This window comes from Vibrio sp. 1580 (assembly GCF_033340055.1).
Genome location: NZ_JAWOVT010000013.1, coordinates 143323 through 166566, shown reverse-complemented (window position 1 = coordinate 166566; position 23244 = coordinate 143323). Strand labels below are relative to the sequence as shown.

General features: G+C 42.9%; 17 protein-coding genes. 4 read left to right on the top strand and 13 right to left on the bottom strand.

Annotated elements, in window-relative coordinates:
* Both R7093_RS19490 and R7093_RS19485 read right to left on the bottom strand, forming a co-directional pair.
* The coding region (locus R7093_RS19490) for a hypothetical protein (RefSeq protein ID WP_318146784.1) at positions 1 to 499 on the bottom strand (499 nt) is incomplete at its 3' end.
* Positions 500 to 651: 152 nt separating this feature from the next.
* Positions 652 to 2088 (bottom strand): arylsulfatase, encoded by a 1437-nt coding sequence (locus tag R7093_RS19485; RefSeq protein WP_225452467.1) that lies wholly within the window; start codon positions 2086 to 2088, stop codon positions 652 to 654.
* Positions 2089 to 2335: 247 nt separating this feature from the next.
* Here R7093_RS19485 and R7093_RS19480 point away from each other — a divergent pair, with 247 nt between their 5' ends.
* Positions 2336 to 3853: an arylsulfatase gene (locus tag R7093_RS19480; protein ID WP_005377761.1), complete on the top strand. Its 1518-nt coding sequence runs from the start codon at positions 2336 to 2338 to the stop codon at positions 3851 to 3853.
* Positions 3854 to 3960: 107 nt separating this feature from the next.
* Here the strand turns inward: R7093_RS19480 and R7093_RS19475 are convergent, their stop codons facing one another.
* The 3 genes from R7093_RS19475 to R7093_RS19465 form a co-directional block, all read right to left on the bottom strand.
* Positions 3961 to 4959: an HAD family hydrolase gene (locus R7093_RS19475; RefSeq protein WP_005385672.1), complete on the bottom strand. Its 999-nt coding sequence runs from the start codon at positions 4957 to 4959 to the stop codon at positions 3961 to 3963.
* Between the two features lie 162 nt (positions 4960 to 5121).
* Positions 5122 to 6219: a hypothetical protein gene (locus tag R7093_RS19470; protein ID WP_005377763.1), complete on the bottom strand. Its 1098-nt coding sequence runs from the start codon at positions 6217 to 6219 to the stop codon at positions 5122 to 5124.
* Positions 6220 to 6272: 53 nt separating this feature from the next.
* Positions 6273 to 7598, bottom strand: a complete 1326-nt coding sequence (locus tag R7093_RS19465; RefSeq protein ID WP_047100657.1) for an anaerobic sulfatase maturase — start codon at positions 7596 to 7598, stop codon at positions 6273 to 6275.
* Positions 7599 to 7836: 238 nt separating this feature from the next.
* Between R7093_RS19465 and R7093_RS19460 the strand changes: the two genes are divergently transcribed.
* The gene (locus R7093_RS19460; protein ID WP_372034459.1) at positions 7837 to 8565 is read left to right on the top strand and encodes a formylglycine-generating enzyme family protein; all 729 of its coding nucleotides are present in this window, start codon (positions 7837 to 7839) and stop codon (positions 8563 to 8565) included.
* 46 nt (positions 8566 to 8611) lie between these two features.
* On the opposite strand, the gene R7093_RS19455 is transcribed toward R7093_RS19460, so the two are convergent.
* Positions 8612 to 10942 carry a tetratricopeptide repeat protein gene (locus R7093_RS19455; protein WP_047100659.1) on the bottom strand — a complete coding sequence of 777 codons (2331 nt, stop codon included), beginning with the start codon at positions 10940 to 10942 and terminating at the stop codon, positions 8612 to 8614.
* Positions 10943 to 11330: 388 nt separating this feature from the next.
* Between R7093_RS19455 and R7093_RS19450 the strand changes: the two genes are divergently transcribed.
* Complete coding sequence (locus R7093_RS19450) at positions 11331 to 12896, top strand: arylsulfatase (protein WP_138939901.1); 1566 nt, start codon at positions 11331 to 11333, stop codon at positions 12894 to 12896.
* Between the two features lie 187 nt (positions 12897 to 13083).
* On the opposite strand, the gene R7093_RS19445 is transcribed toward R7093_RS19450, so the two are convergent.
* From R7093_RS19445 to R7093_RS19415, 7 genes are all read right to left on the bottom strand, one after another.
* Positions 13084 to 14505 (bottom strand): aspartate kinase, encoded by a 1422-nt coding sequence (locus R7093_RS19445; RefSeq protein ID WP_225495601.1) that lies wholly within the window; start codon positions 14503 to 14505, stop codon positions 13084 to 13086.
* Positions 14506 to 14591: 86 nt separating this feature from the next.
* A complete protein-coding gene (locus tag R7093_RS19440) occupies positions 14592 to 14978 on the bottom strand; it encodes an ectoine synthase (RefSeq protein ID WP_005377769.1) in 387 nt (128 codons plus the stop codon).
* A gap of 14 nt (positions 14979 to 14992) precedes the next feature.
* Positions 14993 to 16258 (bottom strand): diaminobutyrate--2-oxoglutarate transaminase, encoded by a 1266-nt coding sequence (gene ectB / locus R7093_RS19435; protein WP_017820939.1) that lies wholly within the window; start codon positions 16256 to 16258, stop codon positions 14993 to 14995.
* A gap of 34 nt (positions 16259 to 16292) precedes the next feature.
* On the bottom strand, positions 16293 to 16826 hold the full coding sequence (gene ectA / locus R7093_RS19430) for a diaminobutyrate acetyltransferase (protein WP_047100663.1): 534 nt from the start codon (positions 16824 to 16826) through the stop codon (positions 16293 to 16295).
* A gap of 314 nt (positions 16827 to 17140) precedes the next feature.
* Positions 17141 to 18799, bottom strand: coding sequence for a BCCT family transporter (locus R7093_RS19425; protein WP_005377772.1), 1659 nt, complete (start codon positions 18797 to 18799; stop codon positions 17141 to 17143).
* A 192-nt stretch (positions 18800 to 18991) separates the two neighbouring features.
* Positions 18992 to 19738, bottom strand: a complete 747-nt coding sequence (locus R7093_RS19420) for a 3'-5' exonuclease (RefSeq protein WP_196363362.1) — start codon at positions 19736 to 19738, stop codon at positions 18992 to 18994.
* Positions 19738 to 21618, bottom strand: a complete 1881-nt coding sequence (locus R7093_RS19415) for a DUF294 nucleotidyltransferase-like domain-containing protein (protein ID WP_318146783.1) — start codon at positions 21616 to 21618, stop codon at positions 19738 to 19740. The genes R7093_RS19420 and R7093_RS19415 overlap by 1 nt, the downstream gene beginning before the upstream one ends.
* Positions 21619 to 22055: 437 nt before the next feature.
* Here R7093_RS19415 and proV point away from each other — a divergent pair, with 437 nt between their 5' ends.
* Positions 22056 to 23243 (top strand): glycine betaine/L-proline ABC transporter ATP-binding protein ProV, encoded by a 1188-nt coding sequence (gene proV / locus R7093_RS19410; protein ID WP_017633996.1) that lies wholly within the window; start codon positions 22056 to 22058, stop codon positions 23241 to 23243.
* The last annotated feature ends 1 nt before the right edge of the window (position 23244 follow it).

The window sequence follows — 23244 nt, the reverse complement described above, 5'->3', positions numbered from 1 at the left end:
TTATCTTGAGTGCGTCACCTTGAATCGTGACACTAGGAACTTCAAACTGGTTTTCGTATCCATCGCCGCCATCAAGAGTATCCACCGTTAATATAGCATCGGGATTCAACCGCTCAGGAGCCTGAGTCTCAGAAGTTGGGTTCTCTCTTTCTTGCACTGCTGGCCTAGTAACATAGCCATTAGAAACGAGTTGCTCAGGTAAAACAGCGCGAATATAGGCAACAAAACTTAACCCACCAGAAGACTCACTAAAATCTCGAACGCTCTGATTAAAAGTGGATTCAATACCGTTTTGAGATGCAATTAAAAGATCATTCGAACTCGATTCATCCTCACTTGTTGTATCTTCATTAAATGCAATATCGAGAATGTCAGTATTAAGAACAACCACCTCTACTTCTGGAACTAATTGTTCGTTGGGCAACATTTGGATCCAAGAACCGTCACTTAAAACCGCCCAAAGAACATTACCGATTTGAATGTAGAGTATTGGCTGCATAATTCGCCCCATATGAAACAACGAACTTTAAGTATGGTCGACGAATATGACTGTTCAAATGAAACTAGAAAAAACATGGCCCTAAATGGCTCTAATGAGATATTGAACCAAAAACATACCTCATGTATGCGAGAAAGAGCCATTGGGGTAAACTACTTCTGGCGTAATCCATCCACTGGAAATTGATTGAAATTCCCCTTGCTACAATCGGGCTCATATCCAAATGGAGCAGGGAAAGGAATCGTATCGCAGCTTGTTGAAACGGAAGATTCAAACTTTACTCTCTTTCCTATCATGATAGGAAATAACCATGTGGCATTATTTCTTAAATCAAACTCCTCTTTAGGGTCATCAATCAAATTGTATATTTCAGGGATCTGTAATGGGCGCCCTTTCTCCGGCATGATATCTTGATCAATAAAGTGCATCTTGTAATTTTCCCACTTATAAGCGTAGGTTTCAGATCCATTGTTAACGATGAAACCATCTCGATTAGACTTTTCACTATCTCCCTTTAAAAAGGCCCACTGATCAATACTATCTATTGTTCTATCGCTTGGTAATTTGTATCCACCGACATGAGAAAGTGAGGCAAATAGATCCACAACATGGATAATTTCATCACTCACTCTACCCGGTTTGATGTGGTTAGGCCAAGAGGCAATAAATGGTGTTCGGAGAGACCCTTCAAGAGCCGTAAAGTACGCACCACGCCATGGCCCGCTAGAGCCTTGGTATGGCATATGCCACTCTGGACCGTTGTCAGAAAACCAAATCACTAGTGTATTGTCTTTAATTCCTGCTTTTTCTATTGCACCAATAACTTGCCCAGCTCGAAAATCTATCTCAGCTAACACATCTGAGTAATTTCCTTTGCCTGTTTTACCAATAAAATCAGGATGAGGTAGCGTCGGTAAATGTGGTTGAGTAAAAGTAATTACAGAGAAAAATGGCTTATTCTCTTTCACATTTCGATTTATAAAATCTGTGGCATGTTCAACTAGCTCACTGTCAATCGTTCTACGTGAGTCCAAATTATATTCTTTGACCCCTTTAGGGTCCTGCCCTGCTCTAGCTGAAAGGATTTGAGGTTTAGGTAATATAGCTTTATAACCGGGTTGAGAGCTATATTCTGACTCATCCGTCGTATTTGCAATGCCATACCATTCATCAAAGCCTTGATCCGTTGGAAAGCGCCCTTTTTGGTCTCCCAAATGCCATTTCCCGTAAAGGCTCGTGTTATATCCTTGTTCCTTAAACTTCTCTGCAATGGTTATTTCCCAGTTCACCATACCGTAAGGCACTCCCCAAACAACCTTATCTGTCCCAGATCTAAGCGCTCGCCTCCCCGTCATGAATGAGGAGCGAGTTGGCGTGCATTGCGGTTCCACATTAAAATTAGTAAGGCGTACACCTTCTCTAGCAAGTTGATCTAAGTTTTTAGTTTCAACACCTCTGGTACTCCCATAGGAACTTAGTTCCCCCCACCCAAGGTTATCAACCAACATTACCACGACATTTGGTGTCTCTTCCGCAACCACTTCTAACGGGATACATAGAAACAGGATAGTTGCTATTTTATTTTTCATAGTGTCGCCTTTCATTGAAATTCAATCCTGTAAGTGCGTCTTATCACACTTAAAACACACTAAAGTCTAGTCCATGTTAGTTAACATTTTTGAAAAACAGGGATTACTTGGAAGCAACAAAAAACCTCTACTATATTCAACTGACTACATTGTCTCATTTGGTGTCATCTCACTCGACTTCGCCATGATGAACACAATTAGTAACGTTATATAACGATAATGGATTCATTTATCGCGGAGGATTTTCATGCGAAACTCGATTAAAAAGGTAATGGCATTGGTCGGTACATTAGCTGCGTCCACAGCCTTTGCTGCCGATAAGCCCAACATCCTTGTGTTCTGGGGTGACGATGTAGGTGTATACAACATTAGTGCGTATCACAATGGTATGATGGGAGGGAAGACTCCTAACATTGATAAAATCGCCAATGAAGGTGCCATTTTCACAGACGCTTACGCACAACAGAGTTGTACTGCCGGACGAGCCTCATTTATTCTGGGCCAACATCCGTTTCGTACCGGTCTATTGACTATTGGTATGCCCGGCGCAAAAGAGGGTATTCAATCGAAAGATCCTACTATCGCAGAGTTACTTAAAAATCACGGCTATGTGTCTGGTCAGTTTGGTAAAAACCACCTTGGTGATCAAGATGAGCACCTACCAACTAACCATGGGTTTGATGAGTTCTTTGGTAACCTATACCATTTAAACGCGGAAGAAGAGCCTGAGTCTGAGTTTTATCCAAAAGATCCAGAGTTTCGTAAAAAATTCGGACCTCGAGGCGTGTTGAAGGCGACTGCGGATGGCAAAATCGAGGACACAGGTCCCCTTACTCGTAAGCGTATGGAAAACGTAGACCGAGAGTTCATGGATGCTAGCTTGGCATTTATGGAAAAAGCAGTAAAAGAAGACAAACCATTCTTTATTTGGCATAACTCAACCCGTATGCACGTCTGGACACATTTGAGTGAAGAATATCAAGGGAAGTCAGGTTACGGCTTATACGCCGATGGCATGATGGACCTAGATGATCAAGTAGGTGTCATGCTTGATAAACTTGAAGAGCTAGGCGTAGCAGATAACACCATTGTTGTTTTTAGTACTGATAATGGCGCTGAGAAATTTACCTGGCCAGATGGTGGTACTACACCGTTCAAGGGCGAAAAAGGTACGACTTGGGAAGGCGGATTCCGCGTTCCGATGATGGTACGCTGGCCTGGAAACATTAAACCAGGAACGGTTATCAACGATATCTTTTCACAAGAAGACTGGATGCCAACTCTACTAGCAGCTGTGGGCGAACCTGATGTGAAAGAAAAACTATTGAAGGGTCATAAAGCAGCGGGCAAAACCTTTAAAGCACATTTAGATGGCTACAACCAACTTGATCTGCTGACTGGTAAAGCTGATGAAGGCGCACGCAAAGAAATCTTTTACTTCGATGCTGGTGGTAATTTAAACGCCGTTCGTTATAAAGACTGGAAGATCCACTTCAGTATTATGGAGGGTGCCATTAATGAGGCATACCGCAAAACACCTAGTTGGCCTTTGATTGTAAACCTTCGTATGGATCCATTTGAGGTCGGTCCAGATGCAGCACTTTACGTCAGACATTTTTACGCTGATCAAATGTGGATGTTCGTTCCTGCTCAAGCTATCGTGCGTAAGTTCCTAGAGACATTTAAGGAGTTCCCTGCAACGAAAGGTAGCTCGTTAAGTATTGAAAAAGTGGTAGAAACAATGACACAGCAACCTAGAAACTAGACCCTAGGTATCGAAGCTACTGTGGAATTAACTAAGGCCTCAATTGTGAGGCCTTTTATTTCGTTGCAATTGTTTGGTTGCAGCAATTTATGGTCAAACAAAGATTATCATTTAGTGCTCTCTTTAAACACTTGATTCCAATCTTGTTTCATATCGACAAATAGCCAACCTTGCTCTTCACCTACTTTAAACGATTTATCTAACTTACCAACATGAGAATCTTTATCATACGCCCATTCGCGCTTGTCATCCGTGTGATGGATAATCGCAGAAAATCTTGGACCTGAACCTGCTTTCGTCCACTCTAACATCTGTAAATCACCATCAGAATTACCAAACGCCATGACCGGACGTTTGCCAATGAAGTTTTGGATCGTCACAGGCTTTACTGCTTTGTCATTGACAAAGTCTATTTCCGGCATACGTTGGATGGTAGGTTTTCCATCAACACTTTGATATTCCGCCTTTAACGTCGTTCCCACGATGTTTTGCGTTGGAATGCCGTATACTTCCGGCGCCCAAACGCGCATAAATTCAATTCCGCCTCCAGAAACGATGTAGGTCTGATAGTCGTTAGCTCTTAAATAGTCGAGCAGTTCGAGCATAGGTTGATAGACCATTTCAGTGTATGGTCTACCCGTTGTTGGATGGACAGCCGTTTTCAACCATTCCTTAACTTCTTGATGAAACTGTTCAGTAGACATTCCAGAATGGGTTGCCATAACAAGCTTCATTACACCTTCGAGTCCTTGTTTACCAATCCCCTCCATGTCACCTTTTAATGCGGAAGCAAAGGGTTCGGTTGTCTTCCAATCAGGATGCTCAGAGGCCATTTCTTTTACTCTATCGATCGCAAAAAACAACTGTAGATAAACAGGCTTTTCTGCCCAAAGTGTTCCATCATTATCAAACGTCGCGATTCGTTGGCTTTCAGGAACATAGGAATCCGAACCTTGGGTCGTTGTTTTCGTAACAAACGCCATAATAGCTTGCTTAGCGTCAGTGTTGTTCCATGACGGAAGTGGATCTTGCATATCAGCAGCAACAGCGTAACTAGACAGAGCAAAACCTGTTGCTAAGACAATCGTCTTTAACTTTATAGCCATCTTAATTCCTTATATTGAGGTGCTAGGTGCGAATCCAATCAAAAGTATAGTTCAATTGAAACAGGCGCATATTGAACTGACATATCCAACGGCCACCAAAGAGTGACACCGTCACTAAATTGGTTCACTATTTTATTGAAATAGGAACATGGAATTTACCGATTAGAGTTTAAATTCATTGGCTTCAACTGATGTAGAGGCACTTTTACGTCCCTTTTTCTGATTGAGCTCTTCAATAACATAGTCGGGAGCGACCTTCGTTAGCTCTGTTAAACAGTCATCCGTTTTAGGGTTGCCGTATCTGACATAGATGTCACACACGGCATACAATTGTTCTGGAGCACCGGATATCAAATACGCTTGCTCAAAAGCGTTGACAGACTTCTTCAAGTCTAACTCTTCTTGCAGAACACCATTTAAATACCAAAAGTAACTGTTCGTCTTTGCCATCGTCGCAGCTTTGTCTATTTCAAACGCCGCTTCTTTCTTTTTGTCTAATCTAACCAAAGCGAGAGATTTAGAATAATGCAGCGAGGCATCTTCTGAATTTAGCTTGATGCCCTCGTCAAGCACGTTGATAGCTTTTTGGTCTAGCTGTTGCGCTCGGAAGTTGTCTGCATAGCTTAACCAAACTTGAGGGTTGTTTGGCTCAAGCTTAGTTAACTCTGGGTATATCAGCGCCGCTTTATCCCAATCACGATGCCAACGGTAAACGTCTGCAAGTAATAACTTGGAAACATTATCGTTCTTACTGGACAAGTGTGCTGTCAGCTCTGAAACAGGCCCTTCAAGTGACTGCTGTTGCTCTGAACTCAAATTGGCGTAATCTCGAACGAGGTTAATCGCTGCTGTAATTCGCACCATGGCGGCGTCATCACTCAATAATGGTGAAATCAAACGCCAACGGTGCTCAATCATATATGGTTGTGCTCCCACGATCGCAGCTTCGCGAATACCTGCATCTTCATCCTGCAACCCACGCGCAACTGCAACCAATGCATTTTGGCTTGGATAGTTGGCTAACTCACGTAAAGCATCAATACGTTTTTCTGAAGACAACTTTTTATTTTGCGCATCATAAGACAGCTTTTCGACTCGTTGCGCCGGTGTCATTTGAGCTTCTTGTGGAGTGACAACCGTTGTCGGCGATACCTGGTCTGGGTCTAGCAATGTTGTTTCTTGTGCCACTGCTGTTTGACTCGCAGCAATGCCGATCGAGATCACGAGTAATGATTTAGAGAGCAGCTTAATTTTTTGCATTCAATAACCTATATTCTTTCATTTCCGGGCCTGTAGCAGGCGTAGTGACTATCTTAAAACTTCGTTTCAAACACAGTCTGTGTTTGAGTAGCTTGCTGGTGTAGAATCTGGTCACTGTATTTACCGTGAACCACTGGGTTACCTGTCGCTCGTAAGATGTACGCCATCGACTGATCAACATGGGTAAAAAACTTCTTCCAACCCGCGCAGAGATAATTAAGACCAGGCTCACCTTGCCTAGTACGGATAAAACGGTTTTTGGGACATTCTCCAAAACATGCAAATTGATAATCACATTGAAGGCACTGTTGGGGCAGCGTACGACTTTTAGCAAACCCAAATTTCTGCTGCTCAGAGCTATAAGCGAGCGTATCGAGCTTTTCGTGATGAATGTTTCCAACCTTATATTCTGGGTACACGTAATGATCACACGCAAACACATCACCATTAGGCTCCATTGCTAAGCCCTTCCCGCAGATTTCACCTAACGTACACAGTGGGTTTTTTCTGCCCATCCAGGTTTCGATACTGGCTTCAAAGTACTGCACAAACACGTTGCCGATATCGTGTAAAACCCATTCATTGAAAATCGCGATCAGAAAATTTCCCCATGCTTCATCCGCAACGCAAAAAGGCTCAACAACGGCATCTTTATGACCTGGGATCAACCGTTTATCTCCTTGCTTTAGTTGCTCGTTTGGCTCCCAAGTTTGAGGGGCGGTTGTTCTGAATGTTTTCTGTTCAACTATTGGAATAAACTGCATTTGAGGGGAGCGTACTTCATCTCGCAAGAATCGGTACACTTCAAGTGGGTTACGGCTGGTCAAGTTGTTAACACAAGTGAGCGTAGCAAACTTTACTTCGTGCTTATGTAATAATTCAACCACATTCATAACTTGCCGGAATGTGCCTCTACCAGCTCGGTTTGTTCGGTAAGCGTTGTGCATCATTTCTGGGCCATCAATGCTTAAACCGACGAGAAAGTTGTTCGCCTTTAAAAACTCACACCATTCATCGTTAAGCAGTGTGCCATTAGTCTGGAGATCATTGGAGATCGTAATGCCATCGGGACGGTATTTATTCTGTAGCTCAACAATTGTCTTGAAATAATCCAAACCTAGCATTGTCGGCTCACCACCCTGCCAAGAGAAAATGATTTCAGGTGTATTCTGTCCCGCTATATATTGACGGATATAGGTCTCTAGCGTTTCCTCATCCATGACTGGTGAGCAGCCTGGCTTGTACTCAAGTAAATCTTGTTTGCTTAGGTAATAACAATAGGTGCAATCGATATTGCACACTGCACCGATAGGTTTCGCCATGACATGTAATCGCTTGGATGCTTTTCCATTGAACTGCGGACCTTGAGTTATGTGCATTCATCACCTTCTTAGTTGCTAGCCTGTGCCCAACGGCGTTAAGACTAATTATTAAGTTAATCGCCTAGTGTGATGATAATGTTCAATTATTCGTGGCGCTTGTTATAGTGTGTATAACTGTTTTTCATAGACTTGCCTGATAAAATTCTTTGATCATAAATGTTGATGGAGCTCCCCTATGAAGCATTCCAAAAGTAATACTCTTTACCTTGGTGCCGCTATTTCGATTTCGCTAATTATGACTGGATGTGCAACAACACAACCTAGCCCTCTTGCTCAAAAAATCGATCAAGATATGGTTCTTATTGAAGGCGGACAATTTACGATGGGCTCGGATAATCCATCAGCAAATAAATCCGAGCGCCCGGCCCGCACCGTTCGCGTGGAAGATTTCTATTTGGCAAAATTTGAGGTAACCCAAGAGTTATTCGAATCGGTTACAGGCTCTTCTCTGAGTTATTTTAGAAACCCAAATACGCCCGTGAATAACATTAGCTGGCAACAAGCCAATTATTTTATAAAGAAATTGAATGAAAAAACGGGAGAGCACTATCGTTTACCCACAGAAGCAGAATGGGAGTTTGCAGCGAAAGGGGGGAATCTAAGTCAAGGATTCACTTACGCGGGGTCTGATGATATTAACGACGTTGCCTGGTATGCCAGTAACTCAAACAATAAGGCACACAAGGTAGGTCAGAAAAAACCGAATGAGCTTGGCTTATACGATATGACGGGTAATGTTGGTGAGTTTGTTATTGATGCGTTTGATGAAGGCTATTACAAATCAGCACCAAGTGATAATCCGGTAAACGCAAAAGATGAAAAAGAAAGCCTTGCACACAAGTCTGTACGAGGTGGTAGCTTTGCCTATGATGCTGACGAATCCGAAAACTATCGTCGCGATTTTGCTAGCCAGTCAGTCATCATGTCCGACATGGGGCTGAGATTAGCGAAAGACGCTGATTAAACTAAGCAAGAAAAAAGTGGAGCGATAAAAGCTCCACTTTTGGTAATTAGCTCCTATTGACCCCGACAATAGAGGCTTTAAGCTGATCAATAGCTTGTTTAGGTGCATAGTGACTAAGCTCTTGTATGCACCTATCGAAAGCAAAAGCGACAGCACCTTTTTTATGATTTCTCGCTAGAACCTCGCATTGAGCATACAAGTGCTGTGGATTGCCACCGACTTCAAATGCTGTTTGCAACGCTTTACTGGCTTCTAGAACATCGCTTTTTTCTAGGGCTAGACCGTACACGTACCAATAATGAGCATTAGTTTCACCAATTTCTGCGGCGCGTCTAAGTAGCTTTTTCGCATCATCAGCTTTGCCTTGACGCAACAAAGAAAGACCTGCGCTGTATGGTAACGTGCTGGATTTAGGTTGAGCTTTCATCCCTTGTTGTAGCACCGTGAGCGCAGCTTCTTCTTTACCTAGGTGACGATACAAATCTGCTAGGTTAACGTAGCTATTTTCGAAATAGGGTTCGATGCTGATCGCTTGTTTATACAGCTCGGCCGCTTTGTCGATTTCACCTAAGCTGCGGTACACATTCGCCAAATTGGTTCTTCCGAAACCACGATCGGCATTAAACTCTTGAATTTCCATGTACTCTTCTAAAGGTGATTTAATGATATCTTTTTGTAAAGGGGTCATTTGTGCGTAGTTCGCTACCAGCACCGAGGCAGCTTCCGCTCTCACTGAAAGCACCGGGTCACCAAGCAATGGCTCTAGAATCCGCCACCGATCATGAAATTCATAACCAGACGAGCCTGAAATTGCCCCTAATCGAACCATTTCATTCTCATTCTTAACGGCCCTAGCCAAAGATACTGTTGTATTTTGGTCAGTGTTGCCCCCCATTCTCTCCAGGGCTGAGGCGCGAATAATGTCTTTTAAAGACGAATCCTGAGCAGAGTATGCCAACGCATTTGCTGCTCCTTGATGACCAATTGAATCCGCATAAAATGCGACAGCAAAATGTTGCTGATTACGATACTTCGAATTCGGGTACCATTCTGCTATCTGTTCATCGGCCCATTGATTGCTTTTATCTTCATGGCATGACATGCAAACATTGGGCGTTCCAATATGTTTGCTCAAATCCGGTCGTGGAATATGCCAACTGTGGTCTCTACGAGGATCGACTTGCATGTAAGTCGTTTCTGGCATGTGACAGGTCGTACATTGCGATGCTTCAGATCCAGCCTTATGAAAGGTATGCTTTTCAGGTGTATATTCAGATGCAATATGGCATTGCGAACATACTGCCTCTTCTGGGATCGTTAATTCTGCCGTGTGTGGATCATGGCAATTAGTGCACGTGACCCCCTTCTCCGCCATTTCAGATTGAAGAAACGAACCATAAACATAATCTTCGTCGTAAATCTGTCCATCATGATAGTAGAGTTCAGGTGTTATAAGACTTAAGCGATATTTATCAAAAAAGGAACCTTTAACATGATCACCTGTTTCATTTAACTGGGTTCGGCGACTATGGCATTGAGCGCATGTTTGCACTTGATTGGTTGCTTCAATTGATTTCGGCTGTAACGTACTATGGCCTTCCTCAAACACCCAGTCCGACACTGCTTTAGACAAGTTTCGATCAAAGCCATAATGGCTGTCATGCTCAAAAGAAGTGCCAGCATTTTTGTATTTCTTGGCCAGTTCTATGTGCTGACTAGCGGGACCATGGCATGCTTCGCATCCCACATTAATCTCTGACCATGAGCTGTTGTAAGTGTTTTTGTCAGCGTCGTAATTCTTCTTTAGGTTCGTTGAATGGCAATCAGCACACATGAAGTTCCAATTTTGCCCGGTATTGGTCCAATAGAATTCATCCGTTGTTGTCGTTTCTGGATAAAGATGAAACCAACGCTGTCCCCCTTCAACTTTAGCTCTTGTGTCCCAAGCAAAAGGAATAAGCTGCACGCGGCCATCTTCAAACTCGACCATGTACTGCTGTAATGGTTCCCAGCCAAATGTATAGCTGATCTTATAGTCATGCCATTGCCCGTCAGAGCCTTGAATGTTGACCCAATATTCGCCGCCTTTTTTAAAAAAACGATTAGGCATTCCTTTGTGTGTTACAACATGGTTATCAAAATTACCACGCACAGAGGTTGTACTTGCATGCTTCATGGCCATATCGTGATGTGACCCTTTCCAGGCCTCCACCTCGTTTTGGTGGCAATCTATACAAGCTTGTGTGCCAGCATATTCTGGATTTAAGCCTAAAGGAATATTTGGTTTCTCTGTTAATAACTCTTGAGAAAAAGCCATAAAACTGACAACAACGTTGACCAGCAATAAAATGCGAAACCGGCCTGCCCACTGACTCATAGATATCCTTATATTTATAATGTACAACCTAAATCAATATAGACACTAAATCACTGGTTATACAAATAATTACAAGCAATACATAACGACTTTAGTATTGCTTTAGGACCGTAAAACAAGCGAGCATCCTATTGCTTTTCATTTCCATCCCCTCTTCTACTACGCAATAAAAATAAGGCTCTTAAGTGATCTAAATCTACTTTACGAATCTCTACAAACTAATAGAACAATCCTATTTCTTCTTAATTAACAAATGGTTACAACCTAGCAATAACTTATGGTTATATCGAGTATAAGAGGATTTTTCTATATACATCATTAACTTATGCAGCAACTAAGCATAAGGCTCACTTGTGCTTATCTTTACTCTCAACAATCTGGAGTTTTTATGGCAAATCAATTGAGCAAAATCGCTGTGGGCGCAGGACTGTTAGCGGCGTCCAGTGCTGCTATGGCAGCCGACAAACCGAATATTCTGGCAATTTTTGGTGACGATATCGGCTACTGGAATATCAGCGCATACAACCAAGGTATGATGAGTTACAAAACGCCAAACATCGACCGTATCGCGAATGAAGGTGCGTTGTTCACAGATCACTACGGACAACAGTCTTGTACTGCTGGTCGCGCGGCCTTTATTACGGGTGAAGAGCCATTTCGTACGGGTTTGTTAACAATTGGTATGCCAGGCTCTGACCACGGCATACCTGATTGGGCGCCAACCATTGCAGATCTGTTAAAAGAACAAGGTTACATGACGGGTCAATTTGGTAAAAACCACTTAGGTGACCAAGATAAGCACTTACCGACCAAACACGGCTTTGACGAATTCTTCGGTAACTTATATCACCTAAACGCAGAAGAAGAACCTGAAACTTATTACTACCCTAAAGACCCAGAGTTTCGTAAAAACTATGGCCCTCGTGGTGTCATTAAGTCTTATGCCGACGGTAAGATTGAAGACACTGGCCCGATGACACGAAAACGTATGGAGCACGCAGATGAAGAGTTCCTAGAGAGCTCTTTGGCATTTATGGAAAAAGCAGTTAAGGCGGATAAACCCTTCTTTATTTGGCATAACGCCACTCGTATGCACGTTTGGACTCGCTTGCAGGAAAAATACCAAGGTAAATCAGGCGTAAGCATTTATGCCGATGGTATGCTGGAACACGATGATCATGTAGGTGTTTTACTCGACAAGCTGGATGAGCTAGGTGTTGCAGACAACACTATCGTTATCTACTCAACGGACAACGGCGCAGAAACCATGACTTGGCCAGATGGTGGCGCAACACCATTCCATGGTGAAAAAGGTACAACTTGGGAAGGCGGTATGCGTGTTCCTCAACTGGTTCGTTGGCCAGGCGTAATTAAGCCAGGAACCAAGATCAATGAAATGATGGCACACCAAGACTGGTTGCCTACATTATTGGCAGCTGCTGGCGTACCTGATGTAAAAGAAAAACTGGCAGAAGGCTACAAAGCAAATGGCAAAGAGTGGCGTGTACATTTAGATGGTTATAACTTCATGCCATACTTTGAAGGTAAGGAAGAAAAAGGCCCTCGTGAGTCGCTGCTTTACTTTACGTCTAATGGTGAATTAAACGCTGTCCGCTGGAATGACTGGAAACTTCACTTTGCAACGCTTGAAGGGAACCTAAGTAACGCAGTTCGTTTTGCTCCGAACTGGCCTAAAATCATCCACCTACGCGCTGACCCATTCGAAAAAGGCCCAAGCGAATCACAAATGTACTTGCGTTGGATGGCTGACAACATGTGGCTATTTGTACCTGTACAAGACGTTGTGGGGGAGTTCTTTAAAACACTTCCAGAATACCCAATGCAACGTGGCACAGCGATGAACCCTGCTTCACTAAACTACAACTCTCTAAAAATGCAAGAGAAGCTGCAACAACTAGACAAAGTTGAACAAGAAATCAGCAAGTTTAAGTAAACTAAGTTAACGTTAGTTAATCAGTAACATAAGCCAGCAGACCATTCTGCTGGCTTATGTGTATCGCCACATAGGAACTTACTTCAATCGCCTGTTTAGCCTATACAAAGTGGGCATTGTGAGTACAAACTGAAAAACAAAAAAGGAGAGCTAACCTGCTCTCCTTTGTATTTTAACCGTGGATAAACTAAGCCACATTAACCGATTTAGCTAAACTGCTACTTTGGAAAAACTCATCATGCAATGCGCAAATCGCGTGCTGGTATTCCTTATCACCGACAACAAATTGAACATTTACATTTCTCAACGATGAGTGCAGTGCAACTGGCGTAACGCCATTATTCATCAATGCAAGTACACCTTTTGCCAACGTCTTGTTGGTATCAATTTGAGAACCAATGGCTGAGATAAGCGCGACCATACGGCCTTTAATCGAGGCATTCGGATAACGTTTCTCGGCTTTATACAATACTTTGTTTAAGCTATCAGAACTGCCACCTAGATAGTAAGTAATAGAGTTAGCGTTCATCTCTTTACCAACCAAACTTACACGAGCATCTGAGATGATTTCCATCAATTCGTAACTAACGTTATCGGCTTTTCCCACCATTGCTTGGTCAAACAAATGCAGTGCAAATACTTTTTCTTTACCTGCGATGATCTCGACTTTGTCTTCTTCTGGGCGGTAGCTTGAAGAGATCAAAGTACCTTCGTGTTCAGGTTCGAATGTATTTTTAATCTGTAGCTCAATACCACTTTCACGTAAACCCGCAGCGGCATTGGGGTGAATCGCTTCCATGCCAAGGTTGGCAAGTTGGTCTGCTACGTCATAGTTTGTACTACCAATTGGTAATACTTTTTCAGGGCCAACAACGCGTGGATCTGCTGAGCTCAAGTGGTACTCTTTGTGAATTACTGCTAAATCCGCTTTTGTTATTGCTGCAATTCGGCTAAATGTCATCTCACTATAACCTCGGTCATAAGTGTGCATTAGGCCCTCTTTACAGTAAGCATAACCTGTCACGATTGGCAGTTCTTTTGATACATCGATATCAGCAAACGCGTCACTGATCGACTCATCAAGGCTTCTTGGCGCTTGATTATCCCAACCAGACAGGTCAACGAACTTAGCGTTAATACCCATATTTTTTAGTTTTAGTGCTGTGTTGTAAGCACTATGTGCCTCACCGATAGACGAGAGAAACTCTCGAATTTGAGGCAAGTACTGGCGCAACGAAAATTGACCGTACTGACAGGTTTCTAAAATATTCGCGATACAGTTTTTCGCTTCAGCAATGCGGGAGCGAATGAATTTATCCGCACGGATACGATTCATTGGGTCAGCAAAAATATTTTCATTGGTCAGCAGCATACGGCTTTCAACGTACGCTAACGCTTCTTCCCATTTGTCGTCACGTTTCGCGATAAGCTGATAAACGCCTGGTTTATTGGTTTTTTTACACTCGAGCAGCGCATCGGTCATACCACCGTATGCAGATACGACAAAAATACGATTGTATGGTGTTTTGGGACGAAGAATAATATTGTCGAGAACAGCATCAAATGCTGTCATTGATGTACCGCCGATTTTTTCTACGGTAAATGTCATGATAAGCCTTTTTTGATTGGTAACTTTAAAAAGAAAAAAGAAGAGATAGTAAAGTGTGGGGTGGCAAAGCACCCCACCATCATCTTTTAGTCAACGAGAGGATAAACACCGTTTTCATCGTGCACTTCAGCGCCGGTAATCGGTGGGTTGAACACACACGCCATTACCATTTCTTTATTCTTATAAGCTCTCAAGTAGTGCTCATCGTGTTTGTCAAGGATGTATAATGTACCTGGTTTGATTGGGTACGTTTCTCCACCTACAACTTCAATCTCACCTTCACCACTCATACAAAACACCGATTCAAGGTGGTTTTGATAGTGAATATGAGTTTCTGTATCTTCATAAATCGTTGTGATGTGGAAAGAGAAACCCATGTTGTCGTCTTTCAACAACATGCGGACACTTTCCCAGTTATCTGAAACAACACGTCGTTCGCTGTTGCGGCATTCATCTAGAGTTCTGACGATCATAATTAAAATCCTTATTAAGATGCTTGTTTGAAATGTTTCGCAGCGATAGTCTCTACTGCATTTTCAAAGATGCTTAGTCCTTGATCTAGCTCTGATTCGCTAATGGTTAGTGGGCAGAAGAACTTCACAACTTCATCGTCTGGACCCGCTGTCTCTATCACCATTCCATTCTCGAAACAGTTTTTCGCAATTTCAGATGCCATGTCACCATTGATACATTCAATACCAACCATCATGCCGCGGCCTTTTTTCTGCACAAACATTTGTGGAAAGCGACGAACACAACGGTCAATAACAGCACTTACCTTGTCTGAACACTGCTTGATGTGTGTTTCAAAATCATCGTTTGCCCAGTAAATTTCTAGTGCTTTTGCAGCAGTAATAAAGGCGTGATTATTGCCACGGAACGTACCGTTATGCTCGCCTGGCTTCCACTGGTCAAGCTCAGGCTTAAGTAATACGACAGCCATCGGCAAACCGTAACCACCGATCGACTTCGATAGCGTCACGATATCCGGTTGGATACCAGACGGCTCGAAACTAAAGAAAGTACCGGTACGTCCACAACCTGCTTGAATGTCATCGACAATCACAAGAATGTCATTGGCTTTACAGATTTTGCTCAAACGTTGTAACCACTCGTTTGAAGCAGCATTTAAACCACCTTCACCCTGCACAGTTTCAAGAAGTACAGCGGCTGGTTTATCCATACCTGCAGAGTTATCATTTAGCATGGTTTCGAACAGCGCGAGACCATCTACGCCAGCGTAACCTTCAAATGGAATACGAGTGACGTTACTTAGACTAGAACCATTACCTTGTCTGTGATGCTGGTTACCCGTTGCAGCCAGTGCGCCAGCAGTACAACCATGGAAGCCGTTAGTAAACGCAACGACGCTGTCGCGGCCTTTTACTTTTTTAGCCAGCTTCAATGCCGCCTCAACAGCGTTAGTACCTGTTGGGCCCGTAAACTGAACCTTGTAATCCAAGTTTCTTGGTTTAAGGATGTAAGTATCCAACGCTTCCAGAAACGATGCTTTCGCTTCTGAGTGCATATCCAAACCGTGAGTAATACCGTCCATTTCAATGTACTCAAGCAACGCTTGTTTTAGTACTGGATTGTTATGGCCGTAATTTAGAGATCCCGCTCCAGCAAGGAAGTCTAAGTATCGTTCACCTTGTTCTGTTTCTAGCCAGCAGCCTTTCGCTTTACGAAAAACGACCGGGAAATTGTTTGAATATGAGCGTACGTTGGATTCCTGCTTTTTGAAAATATCCATGATGAGACCGTTTTTAATTCCTATTGTTTGAGGATTATTTGAGAGGAATGCGATACAAATATTCTGTATCGTGTTTGCCTTTAAAGTGGGCTTCTTCATCCAAAAATGTGCTTACTTGGCCAGAATTGCCGTTAATCGCATCTAACTTTTTGAACAGTGCCCAAGAGGCTTTATTATCTTCCGTGATGGTAGTTTCTACCGATTTAACACCGCCTAATTCCTCTCGGGTGAGAAGTTCTTTCAACATGCGGAATGCTAAACCATGACCTCTAAAGCGAGGTGAGACTGCAACTTGCCAGACAAATAAAACGTCTTGCTCGTCTGGTTTCTGATAACCGGAAATGAAACCTGCGATTTCGCCTTTTTGCTCAACCAAAATACTGGTTTTGCTGAAATGCGTAGACTGTAGGAAATTGCAATAAGATGAGTTCATGTCCAATGGAGGACAGTCTGCAATCAAGCTGTAAATGTCGTCACCATCAGAGATTTTAGGCTCACGAAAAATCCATTTTTTACTTGAGTCTTCTCCAATCTCTGGATAAAGGACCCAAGGTGCTGATGTGATCATGTGAAAATACATATCCTTTGAGGTCTAATTAAATTTCCTTTTTATTATGGGCATCCCTCGCGACTAAAAATCAAATAATCCGCCTTTTTATCGGTATTTTTGTGATATAGATCACAAAAATAAACCTATTAACCAAAAGTTAAAATAGTTCGAGGTCTAATTTATTAAATAGTCACCTAAATGCACAGTACAAAAAACAACCAGAATAAGACCATTTTCCATGCTGTTCATTTCTCAGAGAAAAATAGAAATCCAAAAAAAAGCGGCATGCTTTCGCATACCGCTTTTATCAATAATTTAACTGCTGATACTAGTTATTTTGATTTCTTAGAAACCGCCTTTGGACGAGGTTCATCCATCAAACCTTTTATCAAAGATACCGTTGCAACAAGCAAAACAATAGTAAATGGTAAACCAGTCGTCACCGCCATTGCTTGAGCAGCAGCTAGACCACCACCCAACATCAATGCAATCGCAACCAAACCTTCAAACGTACACCAGAACACGCGTTGTGGCGTTGGTGCATCGACCTTACCGCCCGCAGCAATAGTATCAATAACCAGTGATCCTGAGTCAGAAGAGGTAATGAAGAACACCACGACTAAGATAATGCCGACAAAAGATGTTATCTCAGCCAATGGCATAACATCTAACATGGCAAAAAGTTTTAAAGGCAGTTCTGCGTTAAACACCGCCTCATAGCCATCATTAACGTATTGGCTAATTGCGTTACCGCCAAAAGCCGTCATCCATAACACACAAACTGAAGATGGGATAAGAATAACGCAAATAATAAACTCACGAACCGAACGACCGCGAGACACACGTGCGATGAACATACCCACAAATGGTGACCAAGAAATCCACCACGCCCAGTAAAACGCCGTCCAGCCTTGAGAGTAATTCACATCCTCTCGTCCAAATGGCATAGATAAGGCAGGGATATTAGCCACATAGGAAACGATGTTCTCGAAGAAACCAGTTAAAATCGCAATCGTCGGGCCAACAACAATAACAAATAGCAATAGCAGTGCTGCAAGACCCATATTGATTTCAGATAAGATCTTCACGCCCTTATCGAGTCCAGCCACAACAGAGATTAAAGCGAGCGCAGTAATACCAATAATCAATATAACCTGCGTCGTATTGGTCATTGGGACATCAAACAGGAAGTTCAAACCCGTTGCGGCTTGAGATGCACCGTAGCCTAGCGATGTTGCTAAACCAAAAACCGTCGCTACCACTGCAAGAATATCGATAATATGACCAGTCCAACCCCATACACGCTCACCAAACAAAGGGTAAAAAATTGAGCGCATGGTGAGTGGCAAACCTTTGTTAAATGAAAAGATAGCCAGCCCAAGAGCCAAGAGCGCGTATATTGACCACGGATGAAGTGCCCAGTGGTAAATCGTCGCAGCCATCCCTAATGCCGAAGCTGCAGTTGCATCGCCCTCTGCACCACCTAGCGGTGCCCAGTCAGTACGTACACCATTCTCAACGCTCACGCCACCAATCGCAGAACTAAAATGGGACATCGGTTCTGATACACCGAAGAACACGAGACCAATGCCCATACCTGCAGCAAATAGCATTGCCAACCATCCGGCATAGGAGTAATCCGGTGTTGCTTCAGTACCACCGATTCGCACACGGCCCAATGGTGTGAAGATCAATCCGACACAGACAATGACAAAAATATTACCTGAAGCGAGAAAAAACCAGTCTAAATTGTGCAACAAACCCGCTCGTAGGTCTGCAAAAAACGGCTCTACCTGTTCTCGGAATAATAGTGTTATCACAACAAACATGACGATTGCTAAGCCAGAAATTGCAAAAACACGGTTGTGAATATCAAGGCCAAATGGGCCTACCTTTAGCGCAACGTTATCCTGACCAATTTGATAGTCAGTATCTATTGCGTTTACTTTTCCATCGGGGCGTTGAATGCCACCGTTATTATCGGTGCTCACGGATAATCTCCTTAAAAATACGTGACCAAGTTTAAATTACTTTCGTCGGAGTTCGAGTAATGAAACGTCTTCATCACTACCAAGCACATGTTCATAAAACATTGTTCTTATAAGCGGTTACTCAATCCGCCATCATAATCTTAAAGCCCCCTATCTCTCATTGCATTTTATTGTTTTCACCATAAATAACGCCTATTGCCAAACCGAAGATATTGGCATGTTTCGATTAAAGTGATACTGCAGTTGTGCTTGAAACAGCTCCGCAGTTGCTAACGCATCCGTCAGGGCATGGTGAGGTTGATAAGCAGGGAGGCCATATCTTTCACGAGCGTGCCCTAATCGTACAGAACCGGGTTTCTTGCCTTTCAACTTATTGATAAAACCTCTGCATTCACGGCGTTGTATCGCATACTCAATATCTAACGTATCAACGACAGGAAACTGTATCCCCTCTCCGATGCTATTTAGCAAGGCGTTATTAAAGAACTGCCTTTCAATGTTCTTATAGTGAACAAGTACCACTTTGCCTGACAACGCATCCAATATTTCACCCAAGATCTGAGACAGCTGCGGCGCGTTTTTTACCTCTGAGTCAGTGATACCGTGAATAATGACAGACTCGTGGTTTAACTCTCTGTTTGGGTTAACGACCCAATGAGCAGAGCCATTACATTGAACACGATCAATAGTAAACGGCACAAGTCCGATCGTGAGAATAACATCCTCTTCCGAGTTCAATCCTGTTGTCTCAAAGTCTACCGAGACAAATGGCACTTGTTCAATTGGTGTTTCCCCATTAACCATCGGTGTCGAATAATAGCGTTTGAGCCTCTCGTCTTTCGCTTCTTTAGCGAGTTGTTTGAACAACATTGACCACTCTGGCGTCTGGGATGTATCCAACAACGGTTGTTCTTTTTCTACATTTTTTGAGAACCACATTATTTGCTACTTCTCTGGTATCGAAACTTAATGAAGTTCTGAGCGTTACTTAGAATTTGAAATGCTGCTTTTAAGTTTCGACGTTCAAATTCAGACATGTTCTCCGGCTCAATATTGTTGTCTGGCTCTTCTCCATTTTCTATATCAAGGGCTTGGTGACGAATTCGAACCATGTAGATTAGCTCCATCGCATCCCTTAAATCCAAACCTCGACCTTTCGGTAAAATGCCAGCATCATTAATGTCATCTAAACGGTCGAAAGAGTTTTGCGATCGGGAACCGATTGCCAGAGAATGCACCCGTATTAAATCGGCCAACGGAGCCGTCCCCCTTCGCTTCAAGTTAATCGAGTTGCGATGACGACCATCTTTCTCCATCACAAAGTCTTTGAAAAAGCCCAGTGGAGGCGTCCTACGTATTGCGTTATACGCCATACAAGCAAGAAAGCGGTTATTTCTTTTCGCTCGTCTCACAATAAAGCTGCTTAATTGCTCCGCCCATTTCACTCGCCCATGCACACCGAGGAGATCAAAAAAGATATTACTATTTAACAATCTCTCAGGGGTTGGATTGTCTATCCAGTTTCCAAAGCATTCTTCCCATTCTGCACGAGTTTTTCGCCATTCTGGGTTGGTAGCCATAATGTCTCCAGTACAATAAGCATAGCCGCATACCGCTAAACCATCACAAACAAATTTAGCAAACTTTTCAAAGTACTCTCCGTGAATCTCAACGTCATAACTGTTATCGAGAATAAGCGCGTTATCTTGATCCGTTACAATTAGCTGCTCATCCCTCGCCATTGAACCCATTGCGACTAAACAATAAGGAATGGGCGCTGGGCCGAACTCTTGCTCAGCTAATTCAGCGAGGCGTTGTTTGAAACTACTGCCTATAACCGACATGGCTCGACCAATCATGTGCGCGTTGGCATCTTCATTGACCATTCTTACGAAACAGTCTTTTACTTGTTCAGAAACCTGCTTGAGATCCTCGACACTGGTTTGCTGAAAAATAGAGCTCACTAGCAATAGGCTGTTCTGAGATTCATAACGAACGATGTCCGTCATGCCAATAATTCCTATCGGCTTTTTATCTTTTAAAATTGGTAAATGATGCACGTTGTAACGCAACATGGTTAACATGGCCTCAAACACATAGGCGTTATAATCCAATGAAACCACGTCATAACTCATGACCTCACTCACTGGAATATTGGTATCAATACCCTGAGCTAGTACGCGAATGCAAAGATCGCGATCAGTCAATATTCCAAGCAGCTGTTCGTCATCTTCTTCTGTGAGCTCCTCTGTCGGGCGAATAATGAGCAGAGAGGTGACATTTTCCTCTGCCATTAGTATCGCAGCTTCCTGAATTGAAGCCGTTGCCTCCAGAGTTACTGGATCTCTTGCTAAGATTTTACGTGCCTTAGCGGTGGTAAAGTCATTGCTTTCGGAGCGGCTAGATATTGCGCTTCGCAAACGCGCGCTATCTTCCAGTTCCATGTAGTCCGCAAAGTTTTCAAACTCATCACAAAGTTCATTGAAGATGTTTTCCGGAATACAGTAAACGAGAGTGTCTTCTATCGCTTTGGCTGGCATCCGTACGCGGTTGTTCATCAACAACCCCATCTGACCAAACAGTCCACCAGCATCAATCCTGTTATAGAGTTCACCTTTACGTCGATAAATCTCTACCGCCCCACTTCTCACCATATACAAGTCGCGGATCGTATCTCCGAAGTTAAGGATTTTTGTTCCTTGCCGAAAGTATGCAACCTCGGCATTGAGAGCAATTTTTCTAAGCTGCTCTTCAGGTAGGTCATCAAAAGGTGGGTACTGGCTAATGAAATTGAGCACTTCTAACTGTTCGGCTTCCATTTTTTATTCCATACGTTGCCTAAACTACAGCGATAAATATCACCCTGAGTGAAATCAAGCAATAAATAAATCTAAGGATAACAGTACCTAACCGATTTCACAGGACCAAGCCTTAACCAAAAATTAGAGCTCTAACCTTTTTATATGTAGAGTTCTAAGCTATCACAGCTTATATCTATGCAAGCGAGTTGAGTTGAAATGTACAAAAAAATTCAAAATAAATTCAACCCTACGTCAGGGCAACGTTATGTCGAATAAAAACGCATCTCAAGCAATTGTTTTAAATATAAAAAATAAGAATTGAACATACCTTGCTCAACGAATTCTCTATGCACGGCAGAACTAGTTAACCAACCCCCTTTCGTTGAAAGTTGAACTAAAATTAATTAGAGTACAAATCGTTAAACAGTTATAAACACACGAAAAGGACAGATAACATGGATCCCATACTGGAAGTTAAGGGACTGTATAAAGTGTTTGGAGAAGACCCAGAGAGAGCCTTCTCGCTTATCGACAAAGGCGTCGATAAAGACGGTATTTTTGAACAGACAGGTTTAACAGTCGGCGTAAACGATGTATCTCTCACCATAAATGAAGGGGAAATTTTCGTAATCATGGGCCTTTCTGGCTCCGGGAAATCCACCCTTGTTCGACTTCTTAACCGGCTCATTGAGCCGACTAAAGGCAGTGTTTATCTCAAAGGAAGAGATATCGCCCACATCTCCGAAAATGAACTTCGAGAAGTTCGTCGTAACAATATCTCAATGGTGTTTCAAAGTTTCGCACTCATGCCACACATGACGGTGATTGAAAATGCCGCCTTTGGTTTAGAACTTGCCGGCATCGACGTTAATGAGCGTCAGAAAAGTGCCCTTTCCGCCTTAGAAAGAGTGGGTTTAGACCCTTATGCAGAATCTTTCCCTGACGAATTATCCGGTGGTATGAAACAGCGCGTTGGTTTAGCGAGAGCGTTAGCTTGTGATCCAGACATCCTATTAATGGACGAGGCGTTTTCCGCTTTAGACCCATTGATCCGTTCTGAGATGCAAGATGAGCTTATTCGTCTACAGAACGATGACAAACGCACAATTGTCTTCATTTCTCATGATTTGGATGAAGCAATGCGCATTGGCGACCGTATCGCCATCATGCAAAACGGTGAGGTTGTTCAGGTTGGTACACCTGATGAAATATTACACAGTCCAGCAAATGATTATGTCGAAGCCTTTTTCCGCGGCGTAAACATCGCAAGTGTCTTGACAGCAAAAGATATCGCGCGCAAGAAGCCAGCGGCTGTTTTTAAGAAATCGGAAAATGACGGTCCAGGCTCTGCGATGCAGATTCTGATGGATCACGACCGTGATTACGGTATTGTCGTCGATAAATCTAGCCGATATTCCGGCATCGTATCTCTTGATTCACTACGTTTGGCTCATAAAGAAAACCGTTCGTTAGCCAGTGCTCAATTACCGGATGAAGTTACTCTTCAGCCTGATCAGTCAATTAATGACATTTTGGGTCTGGTTGCTGGTGTTCCTTATGCCGTGCCTGTCGTAGATGAGCAAGGAACTTACTTTGGTGTCGTGACTAAATCACGTCTTCTACAAACACTAGATAAGGATTAAC